The following is a 21270-nucleotide window of genomic DNA, read 5'->3' as shown; positions in this document are numbered from 1 at the left end:
AAATCCGCGCATCCTATATATGGTTAAAATGGTGCGCGAAGGGGGTGCGATCGAATGGTTGACAACAACAATTCCCAAGAGCCAAGCAAATATGAAGTGCAAAGAACCGAACTGAACAAAATGCCGGTGCCTGACAAGCAAAGAGAGGAATTCGCGAAGGAAATGGTCGAAGACGCGAAAGAGGCGTTCGGCGAGCAGCAATCCGAGTAGTTGGCGGCGAACTTTATGGACAAAACATAGCTAGATTGCCGTTCTGAGGCTCATGTTTTACTTAAACATGTGGAATCACGGCTGCAAGGGGTGTCTTTCGGGTCTATGAAACCCGTCGGGACACCCCTGTTTGGCTTTGTAGTTGCTTTCTTCCGCTCTTATTGCAGCCCATTTATCAATCTTCCCTGTCCAATACTTGACTTATCGTTCAAGAAAAATTATAGTATAAGACACGAAAAGGAGGGCAAAGCCATGGGCAGACATAAAGAATTCGACCAGGAAAAAGCCGTCGACCAAGCGCTGGAGCTATTTTGGGAAAAAGGCTACGAAAGCACTTCCATCCAGGATTTATGCGATCATTTGGGCATTCACCGGGGCAGCCTTTACGATACGTTCGGGGATAAACACGAGCTGTTTTTGGCCTGCCTCGACCGGTTCAGCCAGCGGGCGGACGAAAATTACAATTATATTTTAAAAGAGGACAGCGATTCGCCGCGCGAACAGCTGGAGCGCTTTTTCTCCAAGGTCATCGACGTGTCGATGAACAACGCGGCGCGCGGGCGCGGCTGCCTGATGACGAATACGACGCTCGGGCCGGTGGCGAACGTGCCGAACGTGGCGCGCCGCCTGGAGGCGCATGCGATGAACACGGAATCGTTGTTTTTCAGCTTTCTGATGCGCGCTCAAAATAAAGGCTGCCTGAAAAGCAAGCATAGCCCGCGGGAGCTGGCGCGTTTCCTGTCCGGTATCAAGCAGGGGCTGCACGTGATGGCCCGGAACGCGGCGGAGCGCAGCGTGATGGAGGATTTTTGCAAAGTCGCGGTTTCGGCGGTCTTCTAATTTTTTTTGACTAATTTGTGAATCATCATTCAAGTATTTTTTTCGTCAACAACGCTTTTCTGAAATTTGCAAAAATACGTCTGTCAATCTTTGAAAGTGGGGGCGATAGACGATTTTTTGTCTCGTTTTCTTGAACGAACATTCCAAAAAAGGAGAGAATCTTATGAAACGCATGTTATGGGTTATTCTGATGATGTCCATCGGGACGACGTTTACTTCGCCTTTATTTCCGCTTTATCAGGAGCATTATCGGTTAAGCAGTTTGCAAATCACGGTCCTATTTGCGGTTTATGCGCTGTTTTTGCTCCCGTCCCTGCTCATTTCCGGGTCCAGAGGGAGCGGCTGGGGACTTAAAAGGGTTTTGCGCTTTAGCATGTGGTTATCCATCCTCGCCACGCTTGTCTTTATGGGGAGCCAGCAGGCGTGGCTGGTCTATGCCGCCAGAATTTTGGAAGGCATCGCGTACGGCATCTTTACGGGAACGTCCGTGGCCTTCCTGCTGCAGCAAACCCCCAAGGAGCAAACGGGCAAGGCGCTTATGTTATCGGGAATGACGGTGTCCGTCGGATTTGGTCTGGGACCGGCCATAACCGGACTAGTCATTCAATATCTCCATCTGATGCCGCTCAGGGTGCCGTTCTGGATCTTGACTTTGTTTTTGCTCAGCGGGCTGATCACGCTTGAAACGTTAAAAGACCGGGACTTCGAGGCTCGCAAGCAGCTTGCCAAAACGCCCCCGGCACCGGTTTCCCTCGGGGTTCCCGACGATATTCGCCGTCCGTTCTGGTCCTTCAGCGCACTGCCTATTTTTACGTTGTTTACGCTGAACGGCATCATCCTGTCCTTGATTCCTTCGTTTGTGAAAGGCGTCCTTCATTCGTCGAACTTGTCGGTATCCGGGCTACTGATTTTGCTGCTGCTTGGAGGCGGCGCTCTGCTGCAGCTGCTGCCGTTCGTCAAACACCCGGTCCACCGTCTGCGCGTAGGCATCGCCTTGCTGTCCCTTGGGGCCTGGCTCGTCGTCTTTTCGGGTTCGACCGGAAGCATCGGCTTGCTCTGGGCGGGCGTTTTGATTCAGGCGCTCGGCAGCGGATGGACGTTCCAGGTCAGTTTGCGCCTGGCCGGGGAACTGCCGAACCCGGAAGCCCGGTCGAAGGTCGTTTCGACCTTTTATTTCGCCGGATATTCGGGATTCATCGTTCCGGTCGTCGGCACCGGCGTGCTGACCTATTTCTTCGATATGAACGTGTCGCTGATCGTTCTGAATATTCTTGCTTCCTTGCTGGTCGTTTACATGCTGGCATATTCCGTGAAGTTCGCCCGATATTATGCCCAGCGCAGCGGGAAGCCGCTGACGGGAAAGCGCCGAAGCGTATCTGCGTAACCGTGTGTCGGGTGGGCTAGCCGAATCAAAGCGATTCGGAACGAATGGAGGCATGCCCTAGGAGCTTCAAACGCTTAAAGTTTAGCCCAACCACAAAAGCCCGTCCATTCCGGACGGGCTGATTTATTGCTAAATCAAGATTCCTTTATTCTTTCGGATGAATCATTTGTTCCGGACGCACGACGGCGTCGAACTGCTCTTCGGTAAGCAGGTTGCTCTTCAGGGCGGCTTCTTTCAGGGTCAGCCCTTCTTTATGCGCCAGTTTGGCAACCGCTGCGGCATTTTCGTAGCCGATATGCGGGTTCAGCGCCGTGACCAGCATCAGGGACTGGTTCAGGTTGCGCTCGATGACGGCACGGTTCGGTTCGATGCCGACCGCGCAGTGGTCGTTGAAGGACACCATCGCATCGGCGAGCAAACGCGCAGACTGCAGGAAGTTATAGATGATAACCGGCTTGAACACGTTCAGCTCGAAATTGCCTTGGCTGGCGGCAAAGCCGATCGCCGCATCGTTGCCCATCACCTGACAGACGACCATCGTCATCGCTTCGCTTTGGGTCGGATTCACTTTGCCAGGCATGATGGAGCTTCCCGGTTCGTTGGCCGGGATGGTGAGTTCCCCGATGCCGCAGCGCGGACCGCTGGCCAGCCAGCGCACGTCGTTGGCGATTTTCATGAGATCGGCGGCAAGCGCTTTCAGCGCGCCGTGAACATACACGAGCTCGTCATGGCTGGTGAGGGCATGAAATTTGTTTGCGGCGGAGGTGAAGGTTTTGCCCGTCAGCTTGCTGATGTTGGCCGCCGTCATGTCGCCGAATTTCGGATGCGCATTGATGCCCGTGCCGACCGCGGTTCCGCCGATGGCCAGCTCACGCAGCGATTCGATGCTTGTGCGGATCATGCCTTCGCTTTTTTCCAGCATCCGGTGCCAGCCGCTGATTTCTTGGCCGAGCGTAAGCGGAGTGGCGTCCTGCAGATGCGTTCTGCCGATTTTGATGATATCCATAAACTCTTCGCTTTTCGTGCGGAACGTTTCCTTCAGCTTGGCGATTGCGGGGAGGACTTGATCCTCGACGGCAATCAAGGCCGCGATATGCATCGCTGTCGGGAACGTGTCGTTCGAGCTTTGCGATTTGTTGACGTCGTCGTTCGGGTGCACGCGCTGCTCGCTGCCTTTTTCCTGCAGCATTTGGTTGGCGCGGTTCGCGATCACCTCGTTGACGTTCATGTTCGATTGGGTGCCGCTTCCGGTTTGCCATACGGCCAGCGGGAAGTGTTCGTTCAGCTTGCCTTCGATCACCTCGTCGGCCGCCGCCACGATCGCATCGGCTTTTTCGGCGTTCAGTTTGCCCAGCTCTTTATTCGCGAGCGCCGCGCTTTTTTTCAGGATCGCAAATTCGCGGATCAGCTCCAGCGGCATTTTCTCCGTACCGATTTTGAAATTTTCAAAGCTCCGCTGCGTTTGGGCTGCCCACAGCTTGTCCGCGGGAACTTTAATTTCGCCGATGGTGTCTTTTTCGATTCTGAATTCCACTTGCATTTCCTCCTTCACCACTCGTGAGTTCATATTCGATTCCAAGGCTCGTTACCGGGCCGAAACCGGCCGCAAGAAACGGACCTGTCTCCATATGAAATATATCATAATCTCCCGGCCAGTTGAAATTGAAAAAAAGAAAGCGCGCGAGCAAAAGGATGCAATTAAACATTGCGTTTACATTTCTCTTCATTTCTTTTCATAGTTGCCTTCTATACTAACCCTAGCAGGAACGATATGAAGGAGGAATTATGATGAGCAAAAAGAAACGCAGTATCGTGCAAGCCGCGCTGTGCCTGACGGCGGCAGCCAGCCTTATCGTATCCGGGGGAGCCGTTCAAGCGAAAGGGAACGCGGCGCCGCCCGCCAAAGCGAAAAACGTCATTTTGTTCGTCGGCGACGGCATGGGAACGTCCCAGCGCGATGCCATTCGTTTGAACACGGTGGGTCTGAACGGCAAGCTGCAGATGGACGACATGCCTTATTCCGCATTTTTGCGTACCCACTCCACGTCGGCGGTGACCGACTCCGCGGCAGCCGCCACGGCGATCGCCAGCGGCGTGAAGACGTATAACGGCGCGGTCGGCGTCGACGCCAACAAAAAACCGGCCAAAACGCTGCTTGAAGCGGCAAAAGGCCTCGGCAAATCGACGGGCCTCGTGACGACGAGCCAAATTACGGACGCCACGCCGGCCGCATTCGGCGCTCACGTCGAAGACCGTTCGCAGCAAAGCAAAATCGCCAAACAGTATCTGGATAACAGCAAAGTCGACGTGCTGCTCGGCGGCGGAGAAGACTTCTGGTACCCTGCGGGAAATCCGGGCAAATTCCCGGATCATCCGGCCGAAGATCCTAAAGAAGAAAGCAAAGGCACGGAAGGCAATCTTGTCGATCACGCGAAAAAACTCGGCTATCAATACGTAACGAGCAAAGAAGAGCTGCAAAAGGCGAAAAACGGAAAAATCCTCGGGCTGTTCGCCAACGAGGAGATGTTCCAGCAAAATCCGGAAGGCGAAGGGGACGTATACAACCCTGTCGTTTCGCTTAAAGACATGACGCAAAAGGCGCTGGACACGCTGTCCACCAACAAAAAAGGCTTTTTCCTGATGGTTGAAGAGGAAGGAACCGACGAAATGGCGCATGAAAACAACGCGAAGCTGACGATCAAAGCCGGGCAGGAGCTGGACAAAGCGGTAGGCGTCGCCAAAGAATTCGCGAAAAAGCACCCGGACACCCTCGTGCTGGTGCTGGCCGACCATGAAACCGGCGGCTTTTCGCTCGAGCCCGTCGACGAGAAAGACGAATCCGGCGACGGCATTTCGAAAGAGGACGGACCGTTCAGCATTTACGGCTCGAAAGAGCAGTTTTACGTCGATTGGACGACTTCCGGGCATACCGGGGCGGACATTCCGCTGACGGCCATGGGAAGCGGCGCGGAGCTCTTTACGGGCGTGCACGAAAACACGTACGTGCATGACGCGATCCTGAAAGCATGGGGCGTGAAAAAATAAAGAAAACCTGCCGTTCCTTCCCGGAATGCAGGTTCGTATGAGGGGCAAGCGCTACAAACTCGCTTCTTCGCGGGGGCGTTCGGCGCGGACGACGGTCCGGTATTGGATCGGAGTCGGCCCCTCGTTTTTTTTGAACTTGCGGATAAAATTCGTGGCGTCGATGGAGGCATGCCCGGCTTCGTCCCGCCGCTTTGGGCAACAAAAAAACGCTCCAGCACGCGGGGGGTATCCCCATATGCGGGAGCGTTTTCCGTCATCAAGCCTTCCTGGGCGTTCGGAATTTTATTTCGCCGGCTTGGCCCGTTTGCCTTTCCGCGCCCGGCGCAGGAAGAAGGACAACACCAATGCGATGACGGCGATCCAGGTCGCCACGATAAAGGCGTCGTTGATCCCTTCGATCGTTGCCTTTTCGGTCACGACGCCAATGACGCTTTGAAGCGCCAGGGCGTATCCGGTTTCGGCAGGCACACCGGCCGCGGCGGAGATGTTTTGGCTGACCGCGGCCAAGTTTTCGGTCAAAAACGGATTGTTTGGCGTATACAGCTCCGCCGACTGCTCAACGTGGATCGTCGTGCGCGTGGACATGACCGTCACGAGCAGCGCCGTCCCGATCGAACCGGCCACCTGCCGCATCGTATTGGACATCGCCGTGCCATGGGCCCCAAGCCGAGGGGGAAGCTGGTTGAGTCCTTCGGTCTGCACGGACATCATGATCAGCGACATGCCGAAGCTGCGCACCGTGTACAGCAGCATCAGGTGGGAGAAGGTGGTGTCCGAGGTCAGCTTGCTGAATTCGAACGTCGTCAGCGCCGTGATGATGAGACCGACGATCGCAAGCGGCCTGGCCCCGGTTTTATCGAAAATCGCGCCGGAGATCGGCGACATGACGCCCATCAGCAAAGCGCCGGGCAGCAATAGCAGCCCCGACTGGAGCGGCGTGAAGCCCCGGATGTTTTGCAGGTAAATCGGGAGCAGCAGCATCGCGCCGAACATCGCCATGTTGACCAGGCCGCCGATAATGGTGGAAAACGTAAAGATATCGTACTGGAACACCCGAAAATCGAGCATCGGAACCTTCATGTTCAGCTCGCGCACGACGAACAACGCGATAAAGACGAGGCCGACGAACAGCGAGCCAAGCACGATCCCGCTTGTCCAGCCTTTGTCTCCCGCCGAGCTGAAGCCGTACAGAAGCACGCCGAAACCAAGCGTGGAAAAGACGACTCCCCAAAAATCGAACTTCGGTTTGGTCAGCTTGTTGACGTTCGTCAGCCACCGGAAAGCGAACAAAATGTCCAACACGGCAAGCGGGATGACCATGATGAACAAAATGCGCCACGTGTAATGCTCCACGATCCAGCCGGAAAGCGTCGGGCCGACCGCGGGGGCGAACATCATGGCGATGCCCATCGTCCCCATCGCGGTTCCCCGTTTTTCCGGGGGAAACACCGTCAGAAACACGTTCATGACGACAGGCATAATGATGCCCGCGCCGCTCGCCTGAATGATCCGCCCGACGAGCATGATCACGAACGAGTTGCTGACGGCGCATATGACCGCCCCGGCGGTAAAAAGGCCCATGGCGGACATGAACAAGGCGCGCGTTCCGTACGATTCGATCAGAAACGCCGTCACCGGCACGAGCACGCCGTTCACGAGCATATACGCGGTGGAGAGCCACTGGACGGTCGTGGCCGACACGTTGAATTCATTCATCAAATGGGGGATGGCCACGTTCAGAAGCGTTTGGTTCAAAATGGAGACAAAGGCTCCCAGCAGCAAGACGGTGAGCGTTCGCCCCATATGAAATTCCTTTGCGTTTGCCATGGCAGGAAAGCCCCCTCGCTAAATGTGGATTCGGACGGTAGCGTTCATGCCGGGAACGAGCCCGAGACCTTTGTAGCCTTCGATCGTGATAATAATCGGAACGACTTGCGTCACTTTCGTGTAGTTGGCGTTGGAATTCGTCGTTGGAAACATCGAAAACGTCGAAGCGGTCGCCAGTCCGATTTGATCGATTTTGCCCGTCAGCGTCGTATCCGGAAAGGCATCGACATAGACGTCGACCGTTTGTCCGACTTTGATTTTGTCCAGCTTCGTTTCTTCAATGTTGGCGGTGATCCACAGATTGTTCAAATTATAAGCCCTTGCCAGCGTCGTGCCGGGCGCGACATACGTATGGGGAAGAGCGTTCTGCTGTACGATCGTGGAACTGAGCGGAAACGTAATGTCCGTGCGGGTTCCTTGCGCGACGATGCTTCCCACCACTTCGCCCGTTTGGTAATAATGCCCGACCTGCCCGTTCCAGCTCGCCAGCTTTCCGGCCGCCGGCGCGTTAATGGAAACGGCCTGTCCCGTTACCTGCGCATTGTCGGTTTTCACGTAATTCGACGTCTGGTTGTAATAGTAGATCGCCGCACCGCCCAACGCGAGCACGATGATGACGACAAGAACATTGACGAGAAGTGCGCGAGAGTTCATACGTGTTAGTCTCCTCCTAATCTTGGGTAGCTGGTTGCAGCCAGATAAAGTGAGCATCCCCTAAATGGGGAAAGCATATTCAGCATTGTCGATTTTTGCATCCGGCCGCCATGCCTATGGATAAATGAAAAGGGAATGGGGATAAATAAGGAATCAAAGCATGAGTAAGGGGGATCATCCGCATGAAAATATACGTGGTTTATGACAGCGAAAACGGACATACCGAAGCGCTTGCCCGTTCCGTGGCCGAAGGCGCCCGCGAAGTCGAAGGAGCGGAAACGGAGATTGCCCATGTCAATGAGGCGGATATTTACAAGCTGGAAGGCATGGACGCCATCATCTGGGGCTGCCCGGGGCATTTCGGGACGATCAGCGCCGGGCTGAAAACATGGATCGATCGTCTGGGGTATTTATGGGCCCAGGGCAAGCTGATCGGAAAAGTGGGCGGCGTATTTTGCACGACCGCTACCGTTCACGGCGGCCTGGAGTCGACGTTAATCAACCTGATTACGCCGATGCTTCATAACGGCATGATCATCGTCGGGCTCCCGAGCGACATTCCGGAAAATGCCCTGTACGGCTCTTATTACGGCGTTGGCGTCACCTGCCCCGTCGAGCTGTCCGATGACGATCCGAAAAACCTGCCAAGCGAAAACGACTTGATCCTTGGGCGCGCTTTGGGCAGACGGGTGGCTGAGGTAACCAAACGGCTGGTTGCTTCATCGGCCTCAAGGTAGGGTGAATGAACGATGGTCATTGCATTCGTGGCGCTCGCCATTGCAGCGCTTGTTTTTCTTTTCGTCTATAACTCCCGTGCCGGCAAACGGGCCGGCAAACGCAAGGAAATAAAGGAACCTGCAAAGCAAGAAGCGGCTGAAACGCCCGAAGCTCCGCCTGCGATGTCCATTCAGGATCTTCCTCCGGAGGTCGGGCCCCCGGCCGCGGCTCCGTCTGAACCTTCAAGGACGGTCGCGCCAAGAGCCGCGGACCGGACGGCGCTGGCGGAAGCCGAATCGGAGGCGCACCGGTCCGCAAGCGAAGGGGACCGGGCTTATCGCGAGGCTCTGCGCAAGTTTGCGGGGTATGCTCCGGAAGAAGTCCGGCAGGAGAAGGCCGAAGCCAAGCCGGACCCCAGCTCCGACGATGCTTACCGCGAAGCGCTGCGGGCCATGGCGCGCAAACAGCAAAATAAAGGAGACTCCTGAAGCGGAGCTCCGAGCCAAAAAGCAGCCGCAGCGGACATAAGCCGCGGGCTGTTTTTTTGATTGGGGCAATCATTGTGAAAGGCCGCGGCAAGTGGTATTTTTAAAAGGTACATATTTACAGTGGCTCGATCGCAATTTCGGTAAGGAGGAAAACATGACCGCGGCAATGATCGTCTTTTTATGCGTGATCGTCATCCTGCTGCTTCTTTTCGGAGCAAGCATATATTTCTATAATGTAGGCATCAAACGAAGCCGGAAAGATTTCCTGGAAACCGATCCGGCGCTGGTAAAAATGGATCATCCGTGGGAACACGCGGAGGAATGGCTGAGCAGCCAGCCTGTCGAGACCGTGCATATTCAAGGAGAGGACGGGCTGCCGCTGACGGGATATTACATCCCTGCGCCCCGGCCGTCGAACCGGACGGCGATCGTGGTACACGGATATAACAGCCAAGGACGGGAAATGGGCGCTTTCGCCAAGCTGTACAGCGACATGGGTTTCCATGTCCTGATGCCGGATAACCGCGGACACGGGCAAAGCGGCGGCGATTACATCGGTTTCGGCTGGCATGACCGCAGGGACGTCGTGCAGTGGATCCGTTATATTTTGGAGCGAAGCGGGCCCGACATGCAGATAACGCTGCACGGCGTCTCGATGGGCGGGGCAACGGTGCTGATGGCCAGCGGCGAGCAGCTCCCCGACCAGGTAAAATGCATCGTCTCCGACTGCGCCTACACTTCGATCAAGGACATTTTGACGTACCAGCTGAAGCAGATGTACAAGCTGCCCCCGTTTCCGCTTTTGCCTGTAACCAGTCTGGTGTGCAAGCTCCGGGCAGGTTATTTTTTCGGTGAAGGTTCGGCCTTGAAGCAGGTCGCCAAAACGCGCCTTCCCATTTTGTTCATCCATGGAGACAAGGACGCGTTTGTTCCTTTTCCAATGGTTCATCGCCTCGCAGCGGCGGCCGGAGGGGAAACCGATTTGTATGTCGTGCCTGCCGCGGTCCATGCGAATGCCTATTTTGTGGACAAGAAGGAATATGCGCATCGCATAAGGCGGTTTGTGGAGCGCTATTTGTCCCCTGTGCCGGAAAAAGCGGAAAACCAGCCGGTCGTGTAACCAAAACAGCAATCGGCGCCGGATCAAAAAAGAAGCCCCCGAACCGCAAGGACGTTGGACGTCCGGCGCGGTCCCGGGGGCTTTTATGGTTCAAAGGATTATTTGGTTTCGATAATCAGCGGGACAAGCTCCTGCTTGTTGACGTCCACCAAGCCAAGATCGGTAATTTTGGCTGCCGGAATGACCGGGAGCGTGACGACGATCATGCGGTGGATCGGGTTTTTGCCCGGCATGACTTCGGCCTGGATGATCTCGATGAATTCTTTGATTTTCGGCGCGAAGGTTTCGCCTTCCTCCAAGCTCATCAGCCCTGCAAGCGGGAGCGGAAGGAATGCGATCACCTTGCCGTTTTTGACGGCGATCATGCCGCCGTTGCGCTTGCGCAGCTCGTTGGCCGCCATGACCATATCGTCGGTGTTGACGCCAAGCACGGCCAGATGGTGGCTGTCATGGGCAACCGTCGTCGCTACCGCGCCTTCGATAATGCCGAAGCCTGCCGTCAGCCCGAGCGCCTTATTGTTGTTCAGCCCGTGGCGATGCCATACGGCAACGCGGTTCAGAGGCCCTTTATGTCCGTCATATGCTTCCGGGACAAGCTGTCCGTCTTTGACCGGCAGCACGGTTTCGATGAATCCGGTAGGAAGGCCGGGCGCAAAATCGTATTCGATGACGCGTACGCGCGCTTCGGTGGCGTTCGGGTCGTCGACGTCGAGGCGCAAATCGTCGGCGTGGATTTCCGGCAGGTGCACGGTTTGCAAATACGCCTGCGGCGGCTCCAGATGCTGCTGGCGTTTGATCAGCCTGCCTTCTTTGACGATCGCTTCGCCGCCGATGAAAACGTCGGAGACGTTCATCGTTTCAAGCGCGTCGACCAGCACGATGTCGGCAAGGCGTCCCGGAGCGATGGCTCCGACATCCTTGCGGTTCAGGCGGTTCGCGGCGTTCAGCGTCGCATAGCGGATGGCGTCCACGGCCGGAATGCCTTCTTCGATGGCACGGACCACGACGTGATTGATATGGCCCCGGTCGATCAGGTCGGATGCCAGCACGTCATCGGTGCAAAGCGTAACGTTCGGCAGGTACCCTTTGCCGGCGATCGCCTTGGCGACTTCGGCCATATTCAGCGAAAAGGAGCTTTCGCGAATGTCCACGATCATGCCGGCGCGAAGTTTGGCGATCGCCTCTTCCATGGTGCGGCATTCATGGTCGGAGTCCGGCCCGGCGACGAGGTAAGCCGACAGCTCGCGGCCGACGACCGTCGGCGCGTGTCCCTGCGGAATTTTGCCGGCGCGTTCATTGGCTTCGAGGATGCCCATCATGCGCGGGTCCTCGTGAATGACGCCGTGATAGTTCATCACTTCGGCCACGCCGTCGATGCCGTCCCAGGTCAACATGCGTTCGATGACCTCGGGCGTGAAATCGGCTCCGCCCGTTTCGACCGCGGGGGCGGACGGCACGCAGGACGGCGCCAGCGTCATGACGCGCAGGTCCAGCACCTTGCTGGCTTCGACCATGTAACGAACGCCTTCCTCGCCCAGGACGTTGCCGATTTCATGCGGATCGGTCACGATCAGCGTCGTGCCGTGAGGCAGCACGGCTTCCGCGTAATGGGCCGGCGTCAGCATGCTGCTTTCGATGTGCAAATGCGTATCGATCAGTCCGGGAACGGCGAACTTGCCTTGCCCGTCGATGGTTTCGTTGGCTTCAAGCTCCGTTTCGCCCGGCGCGGTGACGTGAACGATGGTGCCGTCCGCGATGCCGATGGCAGCCGGGTAAATTTCGCCGGTAAAAACGTTGACCAGCCGAATGTTGTTGATCGCTAAATCCAGTGGATGATCGCCGCGCGCGGCGGCAATAAGTTTGCGGTTCATGCTGAATCGATCTCCTTATCCCAGATTATTTGAGCCAGAGGTAGTAGATAAGCGGAATGCACAAAATCCATAACCCGATATGGATATCGCGGAATTTGCCCAGGAATACTTTGATGACGACGTAAGACAAAATGCCGAATACGATACCGTTCGCCAGGCTGAACGTAAGTCCCGCAGAGATGACGGTGAGCAAAGCGGGAAGGAATTCTTCCCATTCTTCCATATCGATGTTCTTCAGCGTGGCGAGCATGGACAAGCCGATGACGATCAGGGCCGGAGCCGTAGCCGCGCTAGGAATGAGCAGGATGAGCGGCGTAACGAACAAAGCGAGCAGGAACACAACCCCCGTCGTGACGGCAGTCAGGCCCGTGCGTCCGCCGGCTTCGACGCCGCTTGCGGATTCAATGTAAGTCGTGATGGTCGTTTGTCCGAGCAAGGATCCGCCCACCGTCGCGATCCCGTCGACGATAAACGGCTTTTTGATATCCGGAAGATTCCCTTCCTTGTCGAGCAGGTTCGCTTTCGCTCCTACGCCGAGCACGGTGCCCATGGTGGAGAAAAATTCACCGGTGAAAAAGGTGAACATCAGCGGGAAAAACGCAAGCTTCAAGGCACCGGGAATATCGACCTGAAAGATGATCGAAGACGGATCCGGCGGCAGGGAAAATAAATCCCCGAAGGAATGCGGAAGCTTCGTGATGCCCATCGGTATCCCGATGGCGGACGTGATGATGATCCCGATGAAAACGGCCGCCTTTAATTTGCGCGCCATCAGGCCGATGATGATGACCAGCCCGATCAGGGAAAGCAGCACGGTCGGCGAATGCAAGCTGCCGAGCGTGAGCGTTCCGGTTTTGTTTTGTACGATGATGCCTGCATTGGCAAAGCCGGTGCCGATGATGAACAAACCGACGGCCGCGCCAATGGCATGCTTGATATTTTTAGGAATGATGCGGGATATCGTTTCGCGCAGCCCCAAGAAGGTGAGCAGCAGGAATACCACGCCGGAGATGAACACCATCCCGAGTCCCTGCTGCCATGTCGCGAGGCCCGCGGCCACGATGCTGTAGGCAAAAAATACGTTTCCGCCCATGCCGGGCGCTACGCCAAACGGCCTTTTCGCGTAAAGTCCCATAATAATGCTGAACAGGCCGGATGCCAGCAGCACCGTTACCATGACGGCACCCTGATCCATGCCTGCGGCTTTCATCAAGTCCGGTTGGACGACAATGATGTATGCCATCGTGACGAACGTGGTGAGACCGGCGAGAATTTCGGTTTTCACGTTCGTCTTATAATGGCTGAGCTTAAAAAAGCGGTCTAACCAAGATAATCTCGTGCTGTTCATGATTGCTGGAGGACTCCTTTGTCTGGTTGTGTTTTCGTCTTCTGCCTTGTAACTATACCATGTACATTTTGAACGCGTCAAAGGAAAAAGCGAACTTTGTGCAATATCATAGTCATTAATGTTCGTATTTACAGAAAAAAAGGAGCCGGGCAAACCTGAAAACAGGGCTTTGCGGGTATACATAGAAATTTTGTTGCAGCAGTGATATGGTGTATAGAAGCGAAGAAGAGTATGCAGAAAATCCGGTATGAGCGGGGATATTTTGCATCAGCTTGAAAACCGAGACAGGATTGGAGCAGGAAGACATGCAGATGACCGAACAGCTTATCGAGTGGTTGGGCCGCTACGGGGCGGATGCGGACGGCGGAGTGACCCGTCTTTTATATACGCGTTCCTGGAAGGAAGCGCAGGAGGCATTGGCGGAAAAAATGAAATCGCTTGGGCTTGAACCCGCTTTCGACGATGCCGGCAATTTGTTCGGACGGCTGCAGGGCACGGATGCGGACAGCGAGTGCATTTTGACCGGTTCGCACGTGGACACCGTGCAGCGCGGGGGGAAATACGACGGAGCGTACGGGATCGTGGCCGGAATCGCGGCGCTGGCCCGCCTGCGCGAGAAATACGGAGCGCCGAAAAAAACGATCGAGGTCGTCGCTTTTTGCGAAGAGGAAGGCAGCCGGTTCCCTTATAACTATTGGGGATCGACGTTTCTGACCGGCGCTGCGGGTTACAAGGATGTGGAGCATGCGCGGGACCAGCAGGGGATTTCTTTCATGGAGGCGATGAAGGCGGCGGGCTTCGGGCCCGGAAGCCGGGGGCGCGGGGCGCGGACGGATATCGGCGCCTTTATCGAGCTGCATATCGAGCAAGGAGCGATTTTGGAGCAGGAAGGGCAAACGATCGGCATCGTCGAGCAAATCGTCGGTTTGCAGCGTTATACCGTCCGCGTGAAAGGAGAGGCGAACCATGCGGGGACGACGCCGATGCCGTACCGCAGGGATGCGATGCGGGCGGCCGGCGAGATGGTGGCGGCGGTCATGGACGGCGCGGATGAGATCGGCGCGCCGCTTGTGGCGACGGTCGGGCGCATGGAGCTGATTCCCGGCACGCCTAACGTCATCCCGGGGGAAGTCCTCTTCACCATGGACGTCCGCCATCCCGACGGGGCCAAGCTGGAAGAGGCTTGCGCCCATTTCGTCGGCCTGCTGCATGAGGTTGCCAGTCGGCGCAACGTCGATATCGAGACCGAACGTTGGATGAATACCGCGCCGATTGCCATGGATGCGGAGCTTACGGATGCCATCGAGCGGATCTGCCGATCGCGGGATTTGCCGTACCGGCGGATGCCGAGCGGCGCAGGCCATGACGCCCAAATCTTGGCGGCCTGCTGCCGGACGGCCATGGCTTTTGTCCCGAGCCGAAAAGGCATCAGCCATTCGCCGCTCGAATATACGGAACCCGAACATTTGGAAGCCGGCGTTCAGGTGCTGACCGATTTGCTGCACCAGCTTGCGTATTAGCCGTAATGATATGAAAAAGCCCCGCCCTGATTGACATCAGGAGCGGGGCTTATTTGCCGCGCGGGGGCTTACTTCAGCGGCTGCTGGTTCACGTAGCTGTCGGACAGCCTCAGCAGCTTGAGCGCGCGATTGAATTCATCTTTGGTCGTTCCTTTGCCGATCGAATCGTTTCCGCTCAGCGGGTATTGCGTGCCATCCTCATATCCGCTGCCGGACATGAACATCGCGTTGTCGTTCAAGAACGATCCGGAAGGCAGGTAATACCGCTGCGGGAGCAAATTATAGGTCTGGTTCAGCAGGTCCTGCCCGAAATGGACGTGATCCTTCAAGGAAACGCCAAGCAGGTTGGCCACCGTCGGCATAATGTCGGTTTGCCCGCCGACCTCCTCGCGGATTTGCTCGTGCGGAACGCCGCTGCCGGCAATGATCAGCGGAATGTTCAGCATGTCGGTGTACGAATATTCATGCCCGTAAATTTCTTTCATGAGCTCTTTATCGTCATGGTCCAGGGAATAAATCGGCAGTCCCATATGGTCTCCGTATATGACGATCAGGCTGTCGTCCCAGAGCCCTTTTTGCTTCAAATCCTCGATGAAAAGCCCCAAAGCGTAATCGGCATAATTTTGCGCCCGGATATAGTCTCCGACAAAAGTGCCTTGGTAACGTTCAGGCAGCTCCATTTTGTATTTTCGGGCCGGAATCGTAAACGGGTGATGCGCCGACATCGAGATGATTTGGGCGTAAAAAGGTTTGTCCTCCCGGTCGAGCTCCTGCAGCTTCTTGGCCGTCTTCGCGTACAGCACCTCGTCGGAAGCGCCGAAGAATACCAGATCGTCTTCCCCGAAATAAGACTGGTCGTAATAATGCTGGAAGCCAAGCGAGGAATACAGCTCCTCCCGGTTCCAGAAATGCACCTTGTTGGTGTGCAGCGTAAGCGTATTGTAGCCGTTTTGCTCCAACAGACGCGGCAGGCTTGGCAGCTTTTTGTCCACGTAACGTTGGGTGGCGGCTCCGTCCGGCGGAATGTAGAAGGAGGTGTTGACCACGAATTCCGCATCCGACGTATTTCCTTGTCCGACTTGCTGGTTAAAGTTCGAGAAGTAGAGCTGCTCCTTGGCAAGCTTGTTCATGTTCGGCGTAATTTCTTTGCCGTCGATTTTCAGGCCGATCAGGAAATTCTGGAACGATTCCAGCTGAATGATGATCAGGTTTTTCCCCTTGGCATTCCCGAAATATTTGGGATGGTCGGGCACGGTAATGCCCTTCAGTTTGTCGATGTCGGCCTGATGGATGTTTTCCAGCGGAATGAGCGGCTCTTTCTTCTGCGAAAAAATCGTATAAGCCTCATAGTTGAGAATGCCCATTTGCTGGGCTTTTTTGATTTCGTTCATGCTGGCCCGGTTCGGCAAAATGTTAAACAGGCAGACGACCAGGCACAAGATGAAGACAACGGATACGACGCTTTTTTTCGGCTTGCGCTTGATGCTGATTCTCCATTCCTTGACCTTGCGGCTTTTCAGCAAAAGCACGAGCAGCACGATAATATCGGCAAACACAAGCAGATAATACGGGTCCATCAGCGAGAACACGCTGCTTTTGACCTCGGTTACCTGGTTGACCTGCGCCAAGGCATGGTAGTTGACGATGACGCCGTAGTACTTGAAATACATGATGACTGCGAAAAAAACGCCGGTGAGTATGATGTTTACGATCGTATAGGCCATGAGCTTGCGCTTGGAGGCGCACCATTCGATCAGGCAAAACAGCAGCCATATGAAAGGGATTTCCGTGATCAGCACCCTCCAGGGCAGCCAATCTCCAAACGTTACGGCCCAGGCAAGGTACCCCTTCAACAGCAGAATGATCGTAAAGATCGCAAACGGCTTTTTTAAAATTTGGGCAATGGATTCACGTGACACGATACGACTTCCCTCCGTTGAGAAAAACAACTAGCCGCCCAGCGGGCAGCGAAGCAGGTGATGGATGCGGATTTTCGGAGCTTCGTGAGTCAAAAAAACTTGCAAAATTCCGGATCGTAATAAAAATATTATGCCCCTCGCCAGATCAGAAGTCAAAACCGGGGACAAAACATTTCAAGGCAAATTCGGGGTAAAAAGCCGTTTCGCGGCCAACAACAAAAAACATCCGGCCTTCCGGAAGAAAATAGGTTTGCCGCAAGGGGCAAATTTCTTCCGGGAAACCGGATGCTTGTAAAAAATGAATGAGACCGGATTAGATGACGCCTTGGGCGATCATCGCGTCAGCCACTTTGACGAAGCCGGCAATGTTGGCGCCGACCACGAGGTTGCCCGGGTAGCCGTATTGCTCGGCCGCTTGGGCGCTGTTGTTGTAAATGTTGATCATGATTTGATGCAGCTTTTCGTCGACTTCTTCGAACGTCCAGGACGTACGGATGCTGTTTTGGGACATTTCGAGCGCGGACACGGCTACGCCGCCGGCATTGGCCGCTTTGGCCGGTCCGAACAGAACGCCGTTTTCAAGGAATACATCGATGGCGGCCAGCGTCGAAGGCATGTTGGCGCCTTCCGCCACGGCTTTGACGCCGTTGGCTACGAGCAGCTTCGCCGCGTTTTCGTCGATTTCGTTTTGGGTCGCGCACGGCAGGGCGATGTCGCAAGGGATCGTCCAGATGTCCGAGCAGCCTTCGAAATATTTTGCGCCCGGATGCAGCTTCACGTATTCGCTGATCCGTTTTCTTTCGACTTCCTTCAGCTGTTTCACCGTTTCGAAATCGATGCCTTCCGGATCGTACACGTAACCGGCGGAATCGCTGCATGCCACGACTTTCGCGCCGAATTGGTTCGCTTTCTGGATGGCGTAAATGGCCACGTTGCCGGAGCCGGAAACGACGACCGTTTTGCCTTCGAGGCTGTCGCCCTTCGCTTTCAGCATTTCGTTGACGAAATATACCGTGCCGTAGCCCGTCGCTTCAGGACGAGCCAAGCTTCCGCCGTAAGTGATGCCTTTTCCCGTCAGGACGCCGGCTTCGTTGCCGCTGCGAATGCGCTTGTACTGGCCGAACATAAATCCGATCTCGCGGGCGCCTACCCCGATATCGCCGGCAGGAACGTCAACGTCCGATCCGATGTATTTGTACAGCTCGGTCATGAAGCTTTGGGTAAAGCGCATGACTTCGGCGTCCGATTTGCCTTTCGGGTCAAAATCCGAACCGCCTTTACCGCCGCCGATCGGCTGGCCTGTCAGGGAGTTTTTCAAAATTTGCTCAAAACCGAGAAATTTGATGATGCTGGAGTTTACAGAGGGGTGAAAGCGAAGTCCGCCCTTGTAAGGGCCAATAGCGCTGTTGAATTGGACGCGGTAGCCGCGGTTGACGCGCACGATTCCTTGATCGTCTACCCAAGGAACCCGGAAGGTAATCAGTCTTTCAGGCTCAACCAGTCTTTCCAGAATGCCGTTCTCCATGTATTTGGGCTCTTTGGCCAGCACGGGAACGAGCGAGTCGAGGATTTCCTTGACGGCCTGATGGAATTCGCTTTCGTTCGGGTTCCTTTTACACACCGTTTCGAAGACTTCATTGACATACGATTTGGCTTTCTTTTCCGCAGGCAGTTCTACATGCAAAAATGTCATTGGCTTCTCTCCTTATCCCTGGATTCAAAATTACAGAATGCTGAAGCATTAAGAAAATCTAACTTAAGGCTTACGCATTCTGTAAGCATGAATCTGTATTTAAACAAGAATTATACACGAGAGTGCCGGAAATCTTCAACCCTTTAATACTTTAAACAGGCAATATTTTTTTGGCTTCCGGAAACATTTTGGACAACTTTTTGGAAGGAACACCCTTTTTCTGGGAAGGAGAGGTAGGCTGCGGGAAGAACGATGTGGTATGATATTGAAAAACAACAGGGGAACGGGTGATCCCATTGACTGGCGAAGAAACGAAAAGCAACATCGTACATATTTCGGTTAGGCCGCTCGTGGAATATGTATTCAGCAGCGGGAGCATCGATTCCGGTTTCCGGACCCCGGCCGCGATGCATGAGGGCACCCGGATTCATCAGCAGGTGCAGCGGGCGTACCGGGAAGGGGATCATAAAGAAGTATATCTTAAAACGGAAATCCCGTTTGACGGCATTATATATCAAATCGAAGGAAGATGCGACGGTTTGATCGTCACGGACGAAGGGCTGACCGTCGACGAAATCAAATCGACCTCGGCCGGACTGGACATGCTTGAGGACGGGCGAGCCGTCCATTGGGCCCAGGCGGAGGTATACGCTTATATTGTAGCAAAGGATCAGGGGTTGGAGCGCGTAGGCGTTCAGCTCACTTACGTAGACGCCAAAACGGGGGAGGAAAGGCGGTTCAAACGCACCCGCACCTTCGGCGAGCTGACGGATTTCGTGACGGACGTCGTCAGGCGGTACGCCCCCTACGCCGCCCTGCGGCTCGAAAATGTACGTCTCAGGGATGAGAGCATCCGGGCGCTGCCGTTTCCCTTTCCCGCATACCGCGAAGGGCAGAGAAAGCTGGCCGGGTCGGTGTACGGGGCGATCATGGAAAAGAAAAAGCTGCTGGCCAAAGCGCCGACCGGGATCGGCAAAACGATGTCCACCCTGTTTCCGTCCGTCAAAGCGATCGGCGAAGGGCTGCTCGGGCAAATTTTTTACCTGACGGCAAGAACCATTACCCGGACCGCCGCGGAGCAGGCGTTAGGCCTGATGCAGGAGAAGGGGCTGCGCCTGCAGTCCGTCACGATCACCGCCAAGGAGAAGGTCTGCTTTCAAGAGGAGACCGTATGCACGAAGGAAGCCTGTCCGTATGCGGACGGTTATTACGACCGGATTAACGGCGCGGTGCTCGACATTCTCGCCAACGAAACGATCATGACGCGGGAGGTGCTTGAGCGGTACGCCCGGAAGCATAGGGTCTGTCCCTTCGAGTTTTCGCTTGATGCGGCATATGCGGCGGATGCGGTCATTTGCGATTACAATTACGTTTTTGATCCGCGCGTGTCGTTCAAAAGGCTGATGGAAGAGCAAAAACGACGTACGGCGCTGCTGGTGGACGAAGCGCATAACCTGGTCGATCGGGGGCGGGAGATGTTCTCGGCCGACATCGGCAAAGCCGGCTTTCTCCAGCTGAAACGGGATTACAAGCAGCGCAACCGGGCCGTTGCCCAGGCCGCGGACGCCGTGAACAAATACTTCATCGAATTTCGGAAGGCTTGCGGGGACGAACGGACGCATGTGTCCGAAGAAGCTCCCGAAGAGCTGGTTCGTCTCCTGGAGGCCTTTGCAGGCGAGGCCGAACGGGAACTGGCCGCAGGCCCGGGAGAACAGCAGCTTCTGCTGGAAACGTATTTTGCCGCCCAAAACTTCATCCGCACGTCCAAGCTGTACGACGAACGGTACGTGACCTATGCGGAGATTATGCGCAGCGACGTCACGATCCGGATGTTTTGCCTGGACCCTTCCTATTTGCTGGCGCAGGCGGAGAAAGGGTATCGTTCGACGGTGTTTTTCTCGGCGACGTTGACGCCGCTTTCCTATTATCGGGATATGCTGGGGGCGGATGCGGACGATTATGCCGTCTCGATCCCAACGCCTTTCAAGAAGGAGCAGCTTGACGTGCAGATTCACCCGCTGTCCACCAGGTACCGCGACCGGGAGCGGACGCGCGAAGCGCTGGCCGATTTGCTCTACCGGCTGGTTACCGGAAAACGGGGCAATTACATGCTCTTTTTCCCTTCCTACCAATATTTGCAGAGCGTGTATGAAGTTTTCGCCATGAAATATCCGGACGTCGGGACGATCGTGCAGGGACCCGGCATGGCCGAAGAGGAGCGGGAGCGTTTCCTGTCCGCTTTCCGGGCGGATAATCGCGATACGTTGGCCGGGTTTGCCGTGCTCGGAGGCATTTTCTCGGAAGGCATCGACCTGCAGGGAGACCGCCTGATCGGCGTGGCCGTCGTCGGCGTCGGGCTGCCCCAGCTCGGGCTGGAGCGGAACCTGATCCGCGACCATTTTAACCGCGAAGGCAAAAGCGGCTACGATTACGCTTACGTTCTGCCCGGCATGAACAAAGTGCTGCAGGCCGGCGGCAGGCTGATCCGCTCGGAGCGGGATACCGGGGTTTTGATGCTGATCGACGACCGGTTTACGCAGCCGCATTACCGGGCGCTGCTTCCGGAGGAATGGAAGAGCTAGGCGGAACGGATGAAATCCGTAGCCAACCCTTCCGAACGTCCTGTATGATAGG

The 21270-nt window shown here is 55.6% G+C and carries 16 protein-coding genes; 9 read left to right on the top strand and 7 right to left on the bottom strand.

Annotated features, from left to right (window positions below):
• The first annotated feature begins 54 nt into the window (after positions 1–54).
• The 3 genes from KI367_RS17220 to KI367_RS17210 all read left to right on the top strand — a co-directional run bounded on the left by KI367_RS17220 (position 55) and on the right by KI367_RS17210 (position 2434).
• Complete coding sequence (locus KI367_RS17220) at positions 55–210, top strand: hypothetical protein (protein WP_197069894.1); 156 nt, start codon at positions 55–57, stop codon at positions 208–210.
• A 252-nt stretch (positions 211–462) separates the two neighbouring features.
• On the top strand, positions 463–1050 hold the full coding sequence (locus tag KI367_RS17215; RefSeq protein WP_212951134.1) for a TetR/AcrR family transcriptional regulator: 588 nt from the start codon (positions 463–465) through the stop codon (positions 1048–1050).
• A 163-nt stretch (positions 1051–1213) separates the two neighbouring features.
• Complete coding sequence (locus KI367_RS17210; protein WP_212951132.1) at positions 1214–2434, top strand: MFS transporter; 1221 nt, start codon at positions 1214–1216, stop codon at positions 2432–2434.
• 145 nt (positions 2435–2579) lie between these two features.
• Here the strand turns inward: KI367_RS17210 and fumC are convergent, their stop codons facing one another.
• Complete coding sequence (gene fumC, locus KI367_RS17205; protein WP_036706241.1) at positions 2580–3968, bottom strand: class II fumarate hydratase; 1389 nt, start codon at positions 3966–3968, stop codon at positions 2580–2582.
• A gap of 254 nt (positions 3969–4222) precedes the next feature.
• Between fumC and KI367_RS17200 the strand changes: the two genes are divergently transcribed.
• Positions 4223–5479, top strand: a complete 1257-nt coding sequence (locus KI367_RS17200; RefSeq protein WP_212951130.1) for an alkaline phosphatase — start codon at positions 4223–4225, stop codon at positions 5477–5479.
• A 282-nt stretch (positions 5480–5761) separates the two neighbouring features.
• On the opposite strand, the gene KI367_RS17195 is transcribed toward KI367_RS17200, so the two are convergent.
• Complete coding sequence (locus KI367_RS17195; RefSeq protein WP_212951128.1) at positions 5762–7306, bottom strand: DHA2 family efflux MFS transporter permease subunit; 1545 nt, start codon at positions 7304–7306, stop codon at positions 5762–5764.
• An 18-nt stretch (positions 7307–7324) separates the two neighbouring features.
• The gene (locus tag KI367_RS17190) at positions 7325–7960 is read right to left on the bottom strand and encodes an HlyD family secretion protein (RefSeq protein ID WP_036706245.1); all 636 of its coding nucleotides are present in this window, start codon (positions 7958–7960) and stop codon (positions 7325–7327) included.
• A 182-nt stretch (positions 7961–8142) separates the two neighbouring features.
• Here KI367_RS17190 and KI367_RS17185 point away from each other — a divergent pair, with 182 nt between their 5' ends.
• The 3 genes from KI367_RS17185 to KI367_RS17175 all read left to right on the top strand — a co-directional run bounded on the left by KI367_RS17185 (position 8143) and on the right by KI367_RS17175 (position 10285).
• Positions 8143–8697 (top strand): NAD(P)H-dependent oxidoreductase, encoded by a 555-nt coding sequence (locus tag KI367_RS17185; RefSeq protein WP_212951126.1) that lies wholly within the window; start codon positions 8143–8145, stop codon positions 8695–8697.
• Positions 8698–8709: 12 nt separating this feature from the next.
• Positions 8710–9165 (top strand): hypothetical protein, encoded by a 456-nt coding sequence (locus KI367_RS17180; RefSeq protein WP_212951124.1) that lies wholly within the window; start codon positions 8710–8712, stop codon positions 9163–9165.
• Positions 9166–9319: 154 nt separating this feature from the next.
• Positions 9320–10285 carry an alpha/beta hydrolase gene (locus KI367_RS17175; protein WP_246537040.1) on the top strand — a complete coding sequence of 322 codons (966 nt, stop codon included), beginning with the start codon at positions 9320–9322 and terminating at the stop codon, positions 10283–10285.
• A gap of 98 nt (positions 10286–10383) precedes the next feature.
• On the opposite strand, the gene KI367_RS17170 is transcribed toward KI367_RS17175, so the two are convergent.
• Together KI367_RS17170 and KI367_RS17165 are read right to left on the bottom strand one after the other, a co-directional pair.
• On the bottom strand, positions 10384–12156 hold the full coding sequence (locus KI367_RS17170) for an adenine deaminase (protein WP_212951122.1): 1773 nt from the start codon (positions 12154–12156) through the stop codon (positions 10384–10386).
• 25 nt (positions 12157–12181) lie between these two features.
• A complete protein-coding gene (locus KI367_RS17165) occupies positions 12182–13504 on the bottom strand; it encodes an NCS2 family permease (RefSeq protein ID WP_212951120.1) in 1323 nt (440 codons plus the stop codon).
• A 272-nt stretch (positions 13505–13776) separates the two neighbouring features.
• Here KI367_RS17165 and allC point away from each other — a divergent pair, with 272 nt between their 5' ends.
• A complete protein-coding gene (allC, locus tag KI367_RS17160; protein ID WP_246537039.1) occupies positions 13777–15024 on the top strand; it encodes an allantoate deiminase in 1248 nt (415 codons plus the stop codon).
• Between the two features lie 68 nt (positions 15025–15092).
• Here the strand turns inward: allC and KI367_RS17155 are convergent, their stop codons facing one another.
• Both KI367_RS17155 and gdhA read right to left on the bottom strand, forming a co-directional pair.
• Positions 15093–16946: an LTA synthase family protein gene (locus KI367_RS17155; protein ID WP_373316242.1), complete on the bottom strand. Its 1854-nt coding sequence runs from the start codon at positions 16944–16946 to the stop codon at positions 15093–15095.
• Positions 16947–17256: 310 nt separating this feature from the next.
• Positions 17257–18636: an NADP-specific glutamate dehydrogenase gene (gdhA, locus tag KI367_RS17150; RefSeq protein ID WP_052146730.1), complete on the bottom strand. Its 1380-nt coding sequence runs from the start codon at positions 18634–18636 to the stop codon at positions 17257–17259.
• Positions 18637–18923: 287 nt separating this feature from the next.
• On the opposite strand from gdhA, the gene KI367_RS17145 reads away from it, so the two are divergent.
• On the top strand, positions 18924–21218 hold the full coding sequence (locus KI367_RS17145; RefSeq protein WP_246537038.1) for a helicase C-terminal domain-containing protein: 2295 nt from the start codon (positions 18924–18926) through the stop codon (positions 21216–21218).
• The last annotated feature ends 52 nt before the right edge of the window (positions 21219–21270 follow it).

The organism is Paenibacillus cookii, from assembly GCF_018333375.1.
Taxonomy (GTDB): Bacteria; Bacillota; Bacilli; order Paenibacillales; family Paenibacillaceae; genus Paenibacillus_AQ; species Paenibacillus_AQ cookii.
Note: the sequence above shows the minus strand (reverse complement) of the source record. Positions and strands in the feature narration are given on the sequence as shown.

Bases quoted from the DNA above. Each gene is read 5' to 3' on its own strand.
- KI367_RS17175 (WP_246537040.1), top strand. From the start codon at position 9,320: ATGACCGCGGCAATGATCGTCTTTTTATGCGTGATCGTCATCCTGCTG.
- gdhA (WP_052146730.1), bottom strand. From the start codon at position 18,636: ATGACATTTTTGCATGTAGAACTGCCTGCGGAAAAGAAAGCCAAATCG.
- KI367_RS17170 (WP_212951122.1), bottom strand. From the start codon at position 12,156: ATGAACCGCAAACTTATTGCCGCCGCGCGCGGCGATCATCCACTGGAT.
- KI367_RS17220 (WP_197069894.1), top strand. From the start codon at position 55: ATGGTTGACAACAACAATTCCCAAGAGCCAAGCAAATATGAAGTGCAA.
- KI367_RS17200 (WP_212951130.1), top strand. From the start codon at position 4,223: ATGAGCAAAAAGAAACGCAGTATCGTGCAAGCCGCGCTGTGCCTGACG.
- KI367_RS17210 (WP_212951132.1), top strand. From the start codon at position 1,214: ATGAAACGCATGTTATGGGTTATTCTGATGATGTCCATCGGGACGACG.
- KI367_RS17190 (WP_036706245.1), bottom strand. From the start codon at position 7,960: ATGAACTCTCGCGCACTTCTCGTCAATGTTCTTGTCGTCATCATCGTG.
- KI367_RS17165 (WP_212951120.1), bottom strand. From the start codon at position 13,504: ATGAACAGCACGAGATTATCTTGGTTAGACCGCTTTTTTAAGCTCAGC.
- KI367_RS17215 (WP_212951134.1), top strand. From the start codon at position 463: ATGGGCAGACATAAAGAATTCGACCAGGAAAAAGCCGTCGACCAAGCG.
- KI367_RS17180 (WP_212951124.1), top strand. From the start codon at position 8,710: ATGGTCATTGCATTCGTGGCGCTCGCCATTGCAGCGCTTGTTTTTCTT.
- KI367_RS17185 (WP_212951126.1), top strand. From the start codon at position 8,143: ATGAAAATATACGTGGTTTATGACAGCGAAAACGGACATACCGAAGCG.
- KI367_RS17195 (WP_212951128.1), bottom strand. From the start codon at position 7,306: ATGGCAAACGCAAAGGAATTTCATATGGGGCGAACGCTCACCGTCTTG.